General features: G+C 57.6%; 5 protein-coding genes. 1 reads left to right on the top strand and 4 read right to left on the bottom strand.

Annotated elements, in window-relative coordinates:
• Nucleotide 1: 1 nt before the first annotated feature.
• Together AC0Z4S_RS12210 and AC0Z4S_RS12205 are read right to left on the bottom strand one after the other, a co-directional pair.
• Nucleotides 2-4,840: a Tc toxin subunit A-related protein gene (locus AC0Z4S_RS12210; RefSeq protein ID WP_485623171.1), complete on the bottom strand. Its 4,839-nt coding sequence runs from the start codon at nt 4,838-4,840 to the stop codon at nt 2-4.
• Between the two features lie 26 nt (nt 4,841-4,866).
• Entirely contained in the window at nt 4,867-8,460 is a 3,594-nt protein-coding gene (locus AC0Z4S_RS12205; protein ID WP_485623170.1) for a Tc toxin subunit A, read from the bottom strand.
• A gap of 495 nt (nt 8,461-8,955) precedes the next feature.
• Here AC0Z4S_RS12205 and AC0Z4S_RS12200 point away from each other — a divergent pair, with 495 nt between their 5' ends.
• On the top strand, nt 8,956-14,121 hold the full coding sequence (locus AC0Z4S_RS12200) for a hypothetical protein (RefSeq protein ID WP_485623169.1): 5,166 nt from the start codon (nt 8,956-8,958) through the stop codon (nt 14,119-14,121).
• Nucleotides 14,122-14,251: 130 nt separating this feature from the next.
• Here the strand turns inward: AC0Z4S_RS12200 and nuoN are convergent, their stop codons facing one another.
• A complete protein-coding gene (gene nuoN, locus AC0Z4S_RS12195; RefSeq protein WP_101159113.1) occupies nt 14,252-15,715 on the bottom strand; it encodes an NADH-quinone oxidoreductase subunit NuoN in 1,464 nt (487 codons plus the stop codon).
• Nucleotides 15,716-15,722: 7 nt separating this feature from the next.
• Nucleotides 15,723-17,255 (bottom strand): NADH-quinone oxidoreductase subunit M, encoded by a 1,533-nt coding sequence (gene nuoM / locus AC0Z4S_RS12190; RefSeq protein ID WP_485623168.1) that lies wholly within the window; start codon nt 17,253-17,255, stop codon nt 15,723-15,725.
• Nucleotides 17,256-17,261: the final 6 nt, after the last annotated feature.

Raw genomic sequence — 17,261 nt, 5'->3', positions numbered from 1 at the left:
GCTAAGCGCCCTCGGTTCTGGCGGTGTAGCACACATGCACGACAACGTTGCTGAGGGAGTTGATCAGAGCGCTCTGCGCCTCTTTGTTGGGGAAGCTGAGGATCCAGCTGGAAATCCCTCCGGTGAACTCGAACGGCAGATAGCGTTCATCCTGGAAGTTGATCTGGCAATGGCCGTTGTCATCCATACCGTGGGAAAGCGCGATCTGCTGGTTGGCGCGCAGGTTCTCCTTGACGGCGGAGCCAACGGTGGCAGCCATTTCGACTTTGCTGTAGTTCTGCGTCAGCAACGCACAGACATCCGTGTACGGCCCGAAGTTGCCCGGCAGGGTCACGCTGACGGTCTTGATCCGGCGCATGTAGTGGTTCTGGCCGGGAAAATCGTCATCGAACATTTTTTGCGTCAGCTTGAATTGACAGGCGCCATCTTCTATCAGTGCCTTTTTGATTTCCGCCCAGGTTTTGTTGGCCTCGGGATCTTTGGCATTGAGGTGTTTGAGCGAAACGGTTTTGCGGATTTCGAGTTCGCGCTTGTTGTTTTTCAGGTATTGGGCGTGCATTTGCTGCAGGCACATTTTCAGTTCTTCGCCGGCACCCAGGCCACGGTAGCTGGCGTTCCACGCGCCGGAGCGAATGAACGTCCGGGTGAAATCGCCCATCTCATACTGCCAGCAGGCCTCGGCCGCCTGGCACAGCGATTGGGCGGTGGCGTAGGCGCTGCTGTAGAAACCGGCGAACTTGCTGTTGAGCCAGTCGTAGGTCTGCGAGCGGCTGAAGCGGTTGCTGCTGTTCAGGAAGTCATGGGTCGCCCGGGCCTGGTTCAATGCGGTTTGTGCCTGGCGCAGTTGCAGTTGGGTGGCTTTGTGTTGTTCCTCGTAGACAGCGAGCTGTGCCTTGATTTGTTCGGCTTCGAGTTTTGCCTGGTCAAGGGCCTGGGTCCATTCTTGACCGCGGCGACGGTATTGCTCGTAGCGATCCGTGAGTTGGCCTTTGGCTGATTGCGCGGATGACGCTGCTTGTACCCTGGCCATTGCGGAATAAGTCGGCCCTTCGATGCGTTGGCCACCATCCGCAAAGCCGAAGATATTAGGGGCGGTTTTTTGCGTTTCGGCATTCGCCTGAATTTCGGCGGCCGTGACTTGCATTATACCGCTCTGGAAGTGAGCAGCCCCCGCCGCAATTTCCAGAAGGCTCACACTTTCGTTCACCAACTTCTCGTAATAATTGACCCTGCCCGCGATTACGGCCTGACTCGCTTCCAGAGCAGCCTTGTTTTTTTTATCGACCTCCATGGCCTGCCGCTGTAGTTCTACCGCCCCTTCCGCCAGATTCCACGCTTGTCGCTGTTGCAGTTCAAGGTATTGCGCCGATTCCTTGCGTTCGATCAACGACAACAATGTCGCGCCGAACTGGATCACGCTGTCCACCGCGTTTTGCGCCAAAGCAAACATGAAGGTGAATCGGTAATGGGGAATCTGCGGGTTCAACAGGCGGCTGAGCGCTGCACCGGACAAACCCTGACCCCAGGCAGCCAGCAAGGCGCGCGGATCCAGCGGTGCGGCAAACAAGGGCAGGTCCAGACGATTGCCAGCTATGTCCAGGTTATGACGCAGGTTGTGCACGCGGCTCTCGGCCCGGTCCCAGCACCGGGTGAGTTCCGGGTTGAAGGGGCGACGCCAATACGGATTATCGAGTTCTAGCAGTGATGAGTCAGCGCCGCAAGGAAACAGGCACAGCAGCGGCGCGGCTTGCGAGTCCGGTGCCTTGCCGATGCGCAGCGGCGGGTGTTCCTCAAGCTGACGCTGAGCGCCGATCAGGTGTTGTTCAAATTTGCGCAAGTTCTCATTCTTTGCCGAACTCAACACGCCCAACGTGACGGGTGACCAATGATCGACCTGACGGTCGTCCGGGCGCAATCCGAGCAAGTCCTGAATGCGCACATAACGCAACTTGGCTTCGGCAAGGCCGTCCGGGGTCAGCTCCAGATAGTTCTGGTCAGCCTGATTGCTTTCGATATCGATATAGAGCCGGTACAGCGCCTTGCGAAAGTGCACCGGAAAACTCAGGGCGATCTGGTGCGGGTCGTGCGGATACAGAATTGCCTGGCTCGGGTCGGCGGGGCCGGGCCATACCGGATCCTCCAGCGGTACCGACTGCCAGTAGCCCGGATGGCCGGGAGCGTTGCTCTGGCGGGAAGGATCGAAGAGGAACGCGAGCCAGTGCCGGGCCTCGTCGTACTGCTGTTCTTCATTCAAACGATGTGCCACCAGCCATGGCAGGTACAGGAACAGTTCGAGGAAATACAGGTAGTAGGCCCCGGAGAAATCCATGGGCTGTGCGCCGAGTCCATCGGGAATGGGCGGTTCTATTCGGTCATTTTGGGTTTCCCAGCTCAACAGGAGGGGCATATCGCTTTCGGCAAGTCTGGTCAACTCCCTGGGGAAGACCGTATTCATGCGGATGGGCGGCCGCACGATTTTGGCGCATTCTTCTCCGTCACTGTACTGAATGCTCGACTCCGTAAAGTCGATGAACTGAGCCTTGCCCAGGGACGGACTGTCTCCTTGAGTCGGGCTGAGCACACTGTCGATGCTCGGGGCGATCTGCGCCGTTTGCCCAGTGGCTTCGTTCCAACTGATGGACAAGGTTCTCAGGGCTCCGCCTTTAAGCTCCGGCTCAGACAATGGCCCCTCATGGATAAGCACACCGTAAATAAGGGGAATGTTTAGGTCTTCGATCTCATCTGGCCATTCAACAGGCCAACCATCAGGCTGGTAGGTAGTCTGGTTGATTGAAAACGTATGGGTCAGTTCGGCATCCTTTGCCATTCGACTGAGCAGGCCAGACTCCCTCAGCGTGCGCATTTCAGAAAACTCTACGGGTGGACCGGCGTTGACATCCAAAGGGTGCGCGATGAACAGCTTGTAAAGGTAAGGCCCGATCTGGTTGACCCCCAAGGATTTATGAAGGTGCAATCTATGCAATCCATTCGAATAGGTTCGGCATTCCGTGATGTAGGCCGATCCAACTATCAACTCTTCCATCATTTTCTTGTACAGTCGTTTTCCTTTAAGTGACGCAGCAACCCCTTGCTTTGTGGCTGGCAAGGCGAAGGTATCGCCGCCTGAGCCATCGATAATCAGGTTTTTTCTGCCCGAGTTGTCGGTGAACATGTGTGTGGCATTTTGCCGGTCAAGCCAGTCAGTGCCTGGTGTAATGCTCGAGCCCTCGAGCAATGTATAGCGCCGGTCATAGAAGCTGGATTCGCTGATGACCAGTTTCAATTTGAAGAGCTCAAACTCCGGATCACCTTTGTCTTTGATAGAAATCTCAAGGGTACGATCATCGTTAAACTTGTCCGCCAGCTTTACCGTCAGCTTGATACTGGAACTGTTTTTGTCATAGACGAGTTCCGCGTCCTGACTGCTCTGCCGGATACGGGTCTGCCAACCGGCGAAGTTCCAGGTTCCTGACTCTTTGTCGGTTTCCGGGTGGTCGACCCCCCCAAACTCGGACGTAGCGCTCGGAAGCCAGTATTGAAGTCGCCGGGCATTCTTTTGTTCACTGGCGAAAATATGGCCAATCAGCAGGACATGTCCCCTACTTTTGTCGTCCTCCTGGAGGTTGGTTGGTGACCGGTCAGCCAATGGCGACGGGATGGCTGAGCCTTGCTTCGGGTAGAGCGACGCCACGTGAAAATTTTTGTCGACCCGCAGGGTTCTCAAGAAGTCATAGCGATCTTTGTCCCCGGTTTCTGCTGAGTCATCGGCGGTGTAGCCGCTGTAGAGCGCCAGAAACATCGACTCCGGTGATGTCGAATGGTCATACACCGCAATCGTCTGCGTCTCTCGCTTGATCTGCTCCAGTGTTTTGCTGACCAGCGGTTCTATGTCGCAATAATTCTCGATATAGACCCGGGGTGTGCTCCAGCTGTCATCGTATTTCTTGTAGCTGGCGTACAAGCGGAAACGCGGATACACCTTCACAATTTCAGCTCGCGTTTTGGAGTCAATGGCGTCCGGATCCTGGAGTTCCACCTCGGCCCAGATCACGAACAAGCGATTATTGAACCAGCACGGACGGACCGTATGTTCCAGAGCCTTTTCCGAAATCGGCACATTGGCTCTTTGCCAATCGGTCCAGGCATTGGGCAAGGGCTTGTCGTATTTGTCGGGGATGACGTCCGGCGTCGCTTTGGAACGCTTCACCGCGCGCTGGCTCATATCCAGTGAACGCCAGTACCAGACGTTTTCCGCCGGGGATTTGCCGATGAAGTAATAGATGCTGTTGGCGAAATCTTCGCCGTCGATGTAGCCGTTGCAGACCTTCAAATTGGCGATTTCTTCAAAACGCCCCAGATAGGCCAGCACCGCCGCCTGTATCGTTTCGGGTTGAATCTGCGCCTGGTTGAGGTCGCTCTCCAGCTGCTCGAAACTGGCGGTCTTGGTCAGGCGCAGTGTCGGGTTCAGATAGACGTCCGGAAAGCAGTGCAGTTGCTGGATGGCCGCCCAGATCGGGTAACGGTTCAGACCGTCGCGCCAGGTTTTGAGCATTTCGGGTGTCAGGCTGTGGTCGCTGTATCCGGGCTCCATGTTGAGCACCATGGCGTTGATCAGTTGCTGCAGACTGGCAATGGCGCAGGCCACCAGACTGGTCGGCACATTCTGGCTGACCAGCACATCCAGCAACCAATATTCATAGAGGTCGTTGGCTGTCTTGATCTGCCCGGCGAGCCCCTGCTCGATCAGGTAGGGATCGTTGGGCACGGCTTCGTGCAGATACAGTGCGAGCATCGCGTCACGCAATGACTCATTCAAGAGGGCATCGAAGGCAGTCGTCATGATCGTTCCTCAACCATTGGCAGGGGTCAGTTCGTCGGGGAGTGGGCGGCCATGACCGCGTCACCGAGGGTTTTCCAGGCAACCAGCCCGCTTTGCCTGGTCAGCGCGGTGGCGCCCATCAGCGCCGTGGCAGATAGTCCACTGGCGCGACAGGTGGCCTGGCAACGACGGACCCATTCCACCTCTGCCATCGAGCAGGCACGTTTTTCACTGAGATTTTCGGTCAGCGCAGTCACTTCCGCCTCGGACCACTCCAGCAGCCGGGCCAACGCACTGTTGGCCGATTCACTGACGGCCTTGCGCAGGGCTTTGTTTTTCAATTTGCGCGCGGGTGGACTGGCAAGACTGAAATAGCTCAGCAGGCTGTCTTCCGATTCGCTTTGGTTGTGAAACCAATGACTGAAGCGTTCGAGCAGAAAGAGGTCGCTGAGCGAAGGCTCGCTGCTGCTGCCGTCATACCAATCGCCGCCCAGCATCTGCGGATTGACCAGGAACTGGCGCAATGTGCTGTTGCTCAAGCGCAGTTGCACGACGACTTCGGCGTGGCGCGCTACACGCTGGAAATGTTCGATCAGCTCGGGGGTGACTTCATCCGCCAGGGTGGCGAGCAGAATGCTGTACACCGAAGCGTGCGCCCAATGAATGACCGCGATGCAGCGCTCCGGGGGCAACTGAGCGGTTTCCTGGAACATTCTTTCAAGCAGCTGTGTTTGCCCCTCGTGCGCGCCCAGCAAGAGTTCGACGAGTTTAGCGGCGCAGAGCTCTTTGACGGCGGGGGACAACTTGAGATCTTTGAGCAAGGCATCGACATCGCCCTGTAGCCAGGTGGCAGGTTCGTCCACCAGCGTCAGGGGCCGGTCTAGCACGCGCAACAGGCCATGACCGTCCTTATCAAGGACCTCATGGTTGATCAGTAATTCGAACCACTTGATGGCGTCACTGGATGGGGCATCTTCTGTCAATGGCAAGCCCAGTGCTGCCACCTGCTTTTCGGTCACCAGGTGTTGGCTCGTGTCGGCCTGTAAAGTCGCCAGGCGAGCGAGCAGGTCGTCGGGCAGGGGAGCGGGCTCAGCCACTTTGATTTGCGGGTGATCGTCCGGGGCTTCGGCCACCAGCGGGACGTTGGGCCCCAGGCGCTGCTGCAATTGCGCGACCGTTTGCTGGCTGTCCTTGAGCCAGTCGACCGCCCAGTCCAGTTGCATCAACACATCGAGGATATCTGGCGCCGGCTCGCCTTCCTGTGAACTCAGCCTGCCGCTTGCCAGTGCCGTTTTGAAGGCGCGCCCGCCGAGCAGTCCCGCCAATGTCAGCAGCTCGGCGACGGAGTAGTCGAAGAGCCGGGCAATCCGCGCCTGGCGGTAGAGCGAGGACACAGTGGGCAGGTCACGTTTGAGTACCTTCAGGTGGTTCTCAGTCTGCGCAGCAATCAGCAGCAACGAGTCCTCGGTGGGTTGCACACCCAGACCGGCACACAGTTGCAGCAGGGTTTTCTGCGTGTCGGCATCGGTGGCGTCCAGCTTGATTGGCTCATGATCGAGAATCAGCGGCTTGTCGAACAGTTGTACCCGATTGAATACCTGATCGAACAACGGCACTTCATCCTTGCCACTGGCATAGGGGCAGAGGTCGTGCATCAGCGCCGCGAACTCTTCAGGTTGAATGCCGTGCCGCTGGTTCATATAGCGATAAACGCCCAGGGCGCGCAGCGTGTTTTCGCTGAATTCCATGCCCAGGTTGGCGCCACCCTCGGCGCGAATGGCGCTGATAATCAATGTGTCCAGATGGGCGAAGGGAATGCCGCTCCAGCGTTGCAGGCGGATCATGCGTTGCAGACGGTCGAGACGATTCAGTGACGTTTTGGTCAGCCGCCAGTGCTTGTCTTTACCCTGCGTGTATTGCTCCAGATCCATGGCATTGTCGAACTGATCGCGAATGATGGACTCGTCAGTCGGTGGCAGTTGGCTGTCATACAGGTCGGCACCCGTACCGGTGCCATTGACGTAGCAGGCGCCATAGTGATTGGGGTGAGGAAACGGCAATACCTTGCCGGCACTGCCCGGGAGGGTCACGCCGGTGTGTTGCGGATTCTGGCTCGGGCAATTCGGTGACAAGCGCACCGCGCAGGTGCGTCGGCATAGCAGCCTTTCAACTTGTTCGGCATTCAGACCGGTGTGCGCCATGAAGTCGGTGAGCAGGGTCAGGTGCCAAAGTGGAGAGCTGTGGGTGACGTCAATACCGTAGGATTGTTTGAAAAAAGCGATCTGCGCGGCATTCAGGCTGTACTCATCATCGAGAGTGAGGGTGAAGCTTTGCAGCGCGAGACTGATCGGAGCCTCATTCGTGCCCGTAGTGGCGACGAGGTTGAAATGGGCGGTGTAGCCACTTTGCTCTGGTTCGGAAAGGGTTTCCTTGGCTTTGACATAGGAGGTGATGGTGTTCACGCTCGGTACGTACATCGAGTTCAGCAGCGATATGTCGTTAGTGCTCGTGGGTGAAGTTGAACCCAATAACAGCGCCACCTCGGCAATTGCCGGTGCTCCTTCCTTCTCGAAGGTCACGGCTACCGTGTTGGTTCCTTCTGCGGGACTGACAGGTACATCCGCCTGGGGATCGGCGCTACCGACTCCCGCTTGCCCAGTGGGCAATGTAAAGCACTCACTCATGGACGTATGCGGGCCGAGGTAAGTGCTGCCGGCGCTTCTCCAGCCCTTGTTCAAATCAATGCGTGTGAGAAAGAAATTGCTGAACAACGACGGTTCGATCAGCAAGGCCAGTTGCTGTGGACTGAAACCGGACAACAGTTGCTGCGCTTGCCGTACGGGCTCCTGCACGGCTCCGTAAGCATTGGTTGCGCTCTGGTCGATCGGCAGCAGCAGGCTGGCCCGATAATTCAACTCCCCCAGTCGCGGTTTTTTATCGGCCAGCCCCAGGTGACATTGGTGGTAATAGAAGTTGTAGGGCAATTCAAACGGGTAACGCCGCTCGGTCAGTACTTCCTGAGTCGTTTTGGGTTTGTCGACCGGGTTGCGATCCAGATAAACGCGCAGATTGGAATCCAGCACTTGGTTGACGATTTTCAGCATCGGTATGGGTGTGAAGGTACTTTCCTGGGTGATCAGCAGATCATTCAAATCAGGGCGGCGTTTATCCAGCAGGATGCGTGCGGTGTCGTCGCCGATCTCTTCCAATTGCCGGATGAATACCCTCATCGCACTCAAATAGGCGGGCGGCGAATGGTAGGCGGCGATGGCGTCGAACTTGCAATACTCGTCCCATGTTTCTTCGAACAGCCTGCAAAACGTCGGCCCCACCGGAACCAGCGCGCGCACGCCACTGCGTTGGGCGAGTTGCTGGGGCGTACCGGAAGAGGTCTGGTGCTCACGGTACAAACGGCCGATCAGCGTCGCGTAAGCCTTGGCGTTCTCGTAGGCGAGCCCGGCGTCGGCATCCGAAAACCGGGCGAGCTGGCGCGCAAATGCCGGTTTGGGCAGGCGAATGATGTCAAAGACCGATGTGAAGCCCATTTTCTGCATGGCCGTCGCGAAATCGACCCGACCCTTTTCCAATGAATCTGCAGGTGCGACGAGTACTTCCATCAGCGAATTGTTGTCATCGGCCATGACCGTGATGCTCCTACCAGAAGGATGGCATTGACGGATGCAATGCCCGGCAGGATCACGCTAACGATAAACGGGGGAGCTGTAACCTGTCAGACCTGACAGGTGGCGGCGGATTTTTAGGATTATTAAGTTCTAGCAATAATTCTGTTAAGCGCTTTTTGGAATATCAGGTACAGAGAGCGCCAGATGGTTACTCCTGTGAATTTTCATAGAACTTTAACGTCTTGAAGTGTTATTGAATAATTCATTATTGGTATAAAAAACTGTCAGACATGACAGTTGGCGATAGCCAGTTCTGGAACTATTGTGCTGCTCAGTCTGTTTTAAATCGGCAGAGCATCACTGCAGAACAAACTCGTCTCTCGTTATCTGTTTCGAAGTTATTTGGAGCAGGTATCTGGATGTCGCCCTGAGTTCTTTTCGTGTTAGCAGACTGTCCAAAGAGCGATAGAGCCAGGCGTATAGATCACGATGAAAAAGTCAGAGGGAGTCGGGATGAATTCTGAAAAAGACGTTAAAAGAAACAACTCCACCATCATAGTGCAAGAAGGGTTTGTCAATGGAAGTGACGGCGAAGAACAGATTATAGACATTTCGACTGATGATTATTATGTCCTTGCTGTCGAAAAAGCACCCGGCAATGTATTGTCCAGACAGATATTCCAAGTCCGTCACCCAGGGTTAGGATGGTCAGCAAGCCTCGATGTGGAATATTCATTCAATTCTTCAGGTACTGTTTTTACGTGTCATGCAAAACGTTATAGAGCGAGCGACAATGGCCGAAAAAAAGGAAATGTTCATTTCGGCTTTGAGTTTGTAAATGGATGGATGATGCGGGAGATAAGTGATGATAATGCCATTCAAGATAGTAATTGGCATGATATAAGTGGGGGTGGTAGTGTCTCGGGCTTTGGGGTATATGCATATATAAAATTCAAGTTCATATATGATGTGCCATTTCCTCTTCCAGAAACATGGGCTTCAGTAAACGCACCAGTTCAATTCAACCCGCCGATGCCGGAGATCCGCACGCCAACGGAAGGCTGGTCGCACATTGGACACGGTGAGCTCAATGGAACCTGCGTGGCCGGGGCGGAAATGAGGGCGAGATTCATCAACGGCACTCCACCGGAGGCGCCTGTCTATGTGTTGGGAAATTCATGGGCATACAGATATGAATGGGCCCCAGGGATGCATCAATTTCAAGTGCGGCAGACGGTAAATGGACAGATGTCAGAGTGGACTCCTGTTCTGACGTTTTATATCAAACCACCCATGCCACCGATTACCGAACCTGAGGCGAAAACCAGTCATCTGGCCGATGTGCTGGTGAAAGGAACCTGCATGGCGGGGGCGACAGTTGCGGTGTGGGACTCTAACGGTAAGCCACTCGCAGGCACCTTGAGCTACAACGGGGGCACATGGTCGTTCGCTTATCCCTGGTTACCGGGGGCCAAACACATCAGGGCCGTACAAACGTTGAACTGGCAGAGGTCAGCTGCTACCGGCGTGCTTGAGTTTTATGTCAAACCAGTCAGACCGGTGATTAAACCGCCCCCTGTTCCAGCCACCGCGACTGAACTGCTGATCATCACCGGTGTAATGTCTGGTGCTCATCTGGAAATGTTTACCGAGGCGGGTGTCCGGATTGACGGGACTTTCAAAACCGAAGGGACAACCAGCACATTTACACATGCAGGCAGCTGGTTATTGGGCACCACCAGGGTCAAGGTCACCCAGACGGTGACCAATGTCCGCTCCGATGACAGTGCGCTTGTGGCTGTATCGGTGAAACCACCGGCGCCGGCAATCACGCTCCCCGAGGAGGGCCAAGGCTATAACACAGTTGAAGTGCAGGGCACCTGTGAGGCCGGAGCGACGGTCAATGTCTGGAGTGCCGGTACTCACCTCGGAGCGACCGTGGTAACGGGCACGAACTGGCGGAACCGCTACGCTTGGCAACCGGGCCCCAAGGTTGTTCACGCAATCCAGACGGTCAGAGAAATGGAGTCCGATCCCAGTGTGGTTATCAACTTCACGGTAAAACCGCCGCCGCCGACGATTGTCCAGCCACCCAACCCGACTGCGGCGAAGCAGGTGCTGACCCTTACGGATGTCTGGGCCAGTGCCAGCCATTTGCAAATGTATACGGAGGCAGGTGAAACGATTGCTGGCGATTTCAGCACCAGTGGAACCACCTCGACGTTCACCCCGCAAGCGGATTGGGCATCGGGCATCAGCAAGGTTCAGGCCACGCAGGTTGTGAACACTGTGGCTTCCGATCCCAGCGAGTCGGTGACCGTCACGGTCAAACCCCAAGCTCCACAGATTACGCTCCCCGAGGAGGGCCAAGGCTATAACACACTTGAAGTGCAGGGCACCTGTGAGGCCGGAGCGACGGTCAATGCCTGGAGTGGCGGTACTCACCTCGGAACGATTGAGCTAACGGGCACGAACTGGCGGAACCGCTTCGCTTGGCAACCGGGGCCCAAGGTTGTTCACGCAATCCAGACGGTCAGAGGATCGCAGTCCGATCCCAGTGTGGTTATCAACTTCACGGTAAAACCGCCGCCGCCGACGATTGTCCAGCCACCCAACCCGACTGCAGCGAAGCAGGTGCTGACCCTTACGGATGTCTGGGCCAGTGCCAGCTCTTTGCAAATGTATACGGAGGCAGGTGACACGATTGCTGGCGATTTCAGCACCAGTGGAACCACCTGGACGTTCACCCCGCAAGGGGATTGGGCATCGGGCATCAGCAAGGTTCAGGCCACGCAGGTTGTGAACACTGTGGCTTCCGATTTCAGCGAGCTGGTGACGCTTACAGTGAAACCCGAGGCTCCACAGATCACCCTCCCCAAGCAGGACGAAAGCTATGTCGAACTGCAAGTGCAAGGCACCTGTGCGTCTGGGGCGACGGTTGCGGTCTGGAGCGGCGGTACTGATCTTGGCGCGGGGAAAGTGGTCGGCACGCGCTGGACCAATGACTTCGACTGGCAACCAGGTCCCAAGATTGTTAAGGCCAGACAGACAGTAGCCGGGCAGAATTCTCCTGATAGCGAGGAGATCAGCTTCAGCATCAAACCACCGAAACCCATGATCAGCCCGCCCCCCAACCCGGCAGCGGCGGACGAGGCTTTGATCATTAGCGGCGTTTGGAACGGTGACGTCACCCTGGCCTTAGTCACCGAGGAGGGAGTACCGATTGCTGGCGACTTCACTACCAATGGTGAGAACAGCACCTTTAAACCGATGGCGGAATGGGCACCGGGCGCCACTTCGGTCAAGGTCATGCAGACGGTAAATGGCGTGGCTTCCGATCCCAGTGAGTCAGTGACCGTTACGGTCAAACCCCAGGCTCCACAGATCACGCTCCCCAAGCAGGACGAAAGCTATGTCGAACTGCAAGTGCAAGGCACCTGTGCGTCCGGGGCGACGGTTGCGGTCTGGAGCGGCGGTACTGATCTTGGCGCGGGGAAGGTGGTCGGAATGCGCTGGACCGTTGACTTTCCCTGGCTACCAGGTCCCAAGATTGTTCAGGCCAGACAGACAGTCGCCGGGCAGAATTCTCCTGATAGCGATGAGATCCGCTTCAGCATCAAACCACCTAAACCCATGATCAGCCCGCCCCCCAACCCGGCAGCGGCGGACGAGGCGCTGCTCATTACCGGCGTTTGGGACGACGATGTCACCCTGGCCATGTTTACCGAGGAAGGAGTACCGATTGCTGGCGACTTCACTACCAATGGTGAGAACAGCACCTTTATACCCACGAATGATTGGGAGGCGGGCTTTAACACGGTCAAAGTCGTGCAGACCGTCAACACTGTCGGCTCCGATCCAAGCGATGTGTGCACATTTACCGTCGAAGCAGGGGAGAAACCCGATGCTCCGTACTTCGAATTGCCGATGGCAAGCGACAAAACCTCGACACGGCCACTCGTGAGAGCCGTCGGCTTGCCTGGGGCGCTGCTTACCGTCCAACGTGCTGGCGCCGAGACGTTGCACTCGGGCAACGCTGATGGCGATGGCATCCTGGAGTTCACCGTCGAGACGCCGTTAACCCCTGGAGAGAACGGCCTGCGAGTGAATCAGAAAGCGGGCGGGCCGGTCTCCGACTGGAGCGAACCTCGTCGGTTTACGGTAAAGGAGCTGCCCCAAACACCCACCATTGACGCGCCGAAGGATTGCGCACTGTCTCCGCGCAAACCCATCATCAGGGGCAAAGGGCAGACCCGAGGCAAGATAGCGCTGCGTCATGTGGAATCCGAGGAAATGATCGTCAGCCTGGACGGAGAATCGGGCTGGCGCTGGACCGCCAAGGAGGCGTGGGGGCTGGGCAGTTATACCATTGAGGCACAGCAGACAGACGACGGGGACAGTTCCGAGTGGACAGAACCCCGTAGGTTCGAAGTGGTGGAGGCTCTTTTCGGCATTGGAGACGCCACTCCGGTACTCGCCAACCCGGTGGTCGGCTCCGGGCAGAGTGTGACGTTACGGGTTCAGGTCGTGTCAGGTGACAGTGGGGAACCGGCCGAAGGGGTGAAAGTGCAATGGCGGATCAAAGGCCAGGAGAACGTCCTGGCGACCACTGTGACCGAGGGCGACGGTTGGGCGCATTATGCCTATACACCTGAAACTGAAGGCAAAAGTGAAGTCGTGGCGGATATCACCAACGATAACGCCGGTGTTGTCATGACCGAGCTCTATGAGGTCAACGCCCGGTTGCAGGATGACTGGGCGCAGGAGGTCGCGCTTTATCTAGACAACTGGCCAGTCGACTTGGCCAGGAGCGATTTGGTACTGGTGACCGGAAGAACCTCCAGATTGCACTTCGCGCTGAAAGGCGGCAATCATTTGTGGGGTTCGACCGTCACCTTGCAAGACGTATGGGGCGCAGCGGAATCGGGTCTGACCTTCGTCCCGGCACTGGGTACGCCGCAGAAGGTAGACGCAGATCTCGTTTCTTGGGACATTTGTGTGCCGGAGGGGCAAGGCGCAATTTTCGGCTTGAAGCTGACCAGTCCGGTGCTACCCGACTGGCAATTACCGGTACAGGTGATAGCGGTAGATTTAGCTCAGTCCGTGGATGTCGATTTTGATGCGATCCCGCAGGTTTTCGGAGGCAAAGCGGCCTATCTCTGCCTGGGGGCGACGCACACGCTATCCGTGCGACCCAAATCCGATAGCCTCTTGCTTCACCATCCCGTAAAGCTGACGTTGACCCACCAGGCAGACGGCCTCGGGGTCACCGTGAGTCCGCGTGGCTATTATCGCCCATTGGAGGAGGATGGATTGAGCTGGTCGGTGGATTGCGCCAACAGCAGTAAAAGTGGCAATTTTGTATTGCGGATGGATTCGGAACTGTGGGGTTACAAGGTGCCGGGAATGCCAATCTCTCTGGGGCACAACAAGGTCGAGATCACTGAAAGGGACGGCCCCAGACAGATAGATGGGCGTTGGAGGTATGGCATTCGTGTGACGTCGGCATTCTCGGCACAGCCTGCGGGCGATGTTCCGGTGACGATCACCATTTCCGGCTCGGGAGACGTGCAGCGCAGTACTCAGCCAGATGGTTGGATTTATGTCCACTATGACGACGGCCAGACAGTAAGTTTCAGCATTCATAACGGCTATGACGGAACTACTGTCACTGGCTGACAGCACGGTAATCTGCGCGAGCGAGCCTGCTCGCGAAGAGACGCTTCGCGAGCACCGGCGAAGTCGAATCCCGCGAAAACAAAAACGGCACCTGCGAAGGTGCCGTTTTCATGTGTAGCCCGCCAGCTGATCAGCCCGCCAGACCCGCCTGCTGTACCAGCACCAGCAATGGCTGCGGGTACACGCCCAGGAAAAATGCGACCAGGGCGATGGCCAGCAGCATTACGCCGCCTGCCTTCTGTTCCCAGTGCAGCTGGGCGTCGTGGCGACGCAGGTTTGGCTCGATCAGGTACAGGGTGACCATCACGCGCAGGTAGTAGAACACGCCGATGGCGCTGCCCAGTACCAGTGCGCCGACCAGCCACCACTGACGGGTTTCGACGCCGCTGGCGATGATGTAGAACTTGCCGATGAAGCCGGCGGTCAGCGGGATACCCGCCAGGGACAACATCATCACGGTCAGCACGGCGGTCAGGTACGGACGGCGCCAGAACAGGCCGCGGTATTCGTACAGCGCGTCGGCGTCGCGGCCGTTGTACGGCGACGACATCAGGGTGATCACGCCGAACGCGCCGAGGCTGGTGATGACATAAGTCACCAGATAGACGCCGATGGCTTCCACCGCCAGACCCTTGCTCGCCACCAGCGCGATCAGCAGATAGCCGAAGTGCGCGATGGACGAGTAACCGAGCAGACGCTTGAGGTTGCTCTGGGTCAGGGCCAGCAGGTTACCGAACAGGATCGAAGCGACCGCGATCACGCTCAGCACGTCGCTCAGCACGCCACTGCTGGCGGCAGGGGAGATCTGGAACAGACGCACCATCACCGCGAACACCGCCACCTTCGAAGCAGTAGCGAGGAACGCCGCCACCGGTGCCGGAGCACCTTCGTAAACGTCCGGCGTCCACAGGTGGAACGGTACCAGCGACAGCTTGAACGCCAGACCGATCAGCATCATGCCCAGGCCCAGTTGCGCCAGCGGGCTAGGCAGACCGGTCGCGGCCAGGGCCTGACCGATGCCGACGAAGCTCAGCGAACCGGCGTCGGCGTACAGCAGCGCCATACCGAACAGCAGGAACGCGGAACCGGCGGCCGAGAGCACCATGTACTTGATGCCGGCTTCCAGCGAACGCTTGTTGAAGAAGGCGTAAGCCACCAGACCGTAGACCGGTACCGAGAGCAGTTCCAGACCGATGAACAACCCGGCCAGGTGCTGCGCGCTGACCAGGACCAGACCACCGGCGGCGGCCATCAGGATCAGCAGGTACAGTTCTTCGCGGTTGCCCGGGTAGCCCGAACCGCCATCACCCAGATAAGCGTGGGCAAGGGTGACGCAGGCGAGGGTGGCAACCAGGATCATCGCCATGTACAGGCAGGCGAACGCGTCGATCTGCAGCAGTGGAGTCACGGCCAGAGGCGCGACTTTCAACGCCGGCAGGATCGACAGCAAGGCCAGGTTCAGACCCGCCACCGAAATCAGGAAGGTCTGCGAGTGGTTGCGGCGCCAGGCGATTGCCAGCATCACCACGATAATGGTGAGGCTGGTGATCAACAGTGGCGCAAGCGCAATAAAGTGTTGAATCGTGAATTCCATAGCGCTCTTACCGGGCCGAAGCGAGTTGAGAGAAGGCGGTGCCGAGCCACTGCTGCACGCCATGCATGGTGGCGGCAGAGGTGTCGAGGAACGGTTGCGGGTAGACGCCGAGGTAAATCAGCAATACCGCCAGACCGAGCACCATGATCAGTTCGCGCGCGTCCATGCCGTGCAGCACCGCGTCGGATTTCGACGGGCCGAAGTAGGCACGGTGGATCATGATCAGCGAGTAGACCGAACCGAACACCAGACCGGACGTGGCAATCGCCGTGACCCAAGGAGCGCTGGCGAAGGAGCCGATCAGGATCAGGAACTCGCCGACAAAGTTACCGGTACCCGGCAAGCCCAGCGACGCCGCAGCGAAGAACAGGCTGATCGCCGGCAGGTAGGCGATACGCGACCACAGACCGCCCATCTCACGCATGTCACGAGTGTGCAGACGCTCGTACAACTGACCGCTGAGGATAAACAGTGCCGCTGCCGACAGACCGTGCGCCAGCATCTGGATCACTGCGCCTTGCAACGCCAGTTGGCTGCCGGAGTAGATACCGATCAACACGAAGCCCATGTGGGAAACGGAAGAGAAGGCAATCAGACGCTTGATGTCGGTTTGGGCGAACGCGAGGAACGCGCCGTAGAAGATCCCGACCAAACCGAGGGTCATGGCGATCGGCGCAAACTCCGCCGAAGCGTTCGGGAACAGCGGCAGGGCGAAACGCAGCAGACCGTAGGCCGCGGTTTTCAGCAGGATACCGGCGAGGTCGACGGAACCGGCAGTCGGCGCCTGGGCGTGAGCGTCAGGCAGCCAGGAGTGGAACGGAACCACTGGCAGCTTGACCGCGAAGGCGATGAAGAAGCCGAGCATCAGAATGTACTCGGTGGTCATCGACATCTTGGTTTTCAACAGGTCGGCGTAGTTGAAGGTAATCACGCCAGTGTTGTTGAAGTTGACCAGCACCAGACCGAGGATCGCCACCAGCATGATCAGGCCGGACGCCTGAGTGAAGATGAAGAACTTGGTCGCTGCGTAGATCCGGGTTTTCTTGCCGTCCGAAGAACTGTGACCCCAGAGCGCGATGAGGAAGTACATCGGCACCAGCATCATTTCCCAGAAGAAGAAGAACATGAACAGGTCGAGGGCGAGGAACACGCCAACCACACCGCCGAGGATCCACATCAGGTTCAGGTGGAAGAAGCCAACGTGACGTTGAATCTCTTTCCACGAGCAGAGGACCGAGAGGATACCCAGCAGGCCGGTCAGCAGGATCATCAACAACGACAGGCCGTCGAGGGCCAGGTGCACGTTGATGCCGAAACGCTGGATCCAGACATGCTTGAACTCAAGCGCCCAGGTCGGATCGGCGCCCGGCGCCGGTGCGAATGAATAGTCACCGTGGGCCCACAGCCAGAGGCCGAGTGCGAGTTCCAGGGTCATGGTCAACAGCGCAATCCAGCGCGGGAGGGTAGCGCCGAAGCGCTCACCCATCCAGCACAGCAGGCCGCCGATGAAGGGGATCAGGATTAGCCAAGGCAGAATCATGACGGG

This window comes from Pseudomonas sp. 1L-B-1-E-C1 (genome assembly GCF_057291835.1).
Note: the sequence above shows the minus strand (reverse complement) of the source record. Positions and strands in the feature narration are given on the sequence as shown.

Bases quoted from the DNA above. Each gene is read 5' to 3' on its own strand.
- AC0Z4S_RS12205 (WP_485623170.1), bottom strand. From the start codon at position 8,460: ATGGCCGATGACAACAATTCGCTGATGGAAGTACTCGTCGCACCTGCA.
- nuoN (WP_101159113.1), bottom strand. From the start codon at position 15,715: ATGGAATTCACGATTCAACACTTTATTGCGCTTGCGCCACTGTTGATC.
- AC0Z4S_RS12200 (WP_485623169.1), top strand. From the start codon at position 8,956: ATGAATTCTGAAAAAGACGTTAAAAGAAACAACTCCACCATCATAGTG.
- AC0Z4S_RS12210 (WP_485623171.1), bottom strand. From the start codon at position 4,840: ATGACGACTGCCTTCGATGCCCTCTTGAATGAGTCATTGCGTGACGCG.
- nuoM (WP_485623168.1), bottom strand. From the start codon at position 17,255: ATGATTCTGCCTTGGCTAATCCTGATCCCCTTCATCGGCGGCCTGCTG.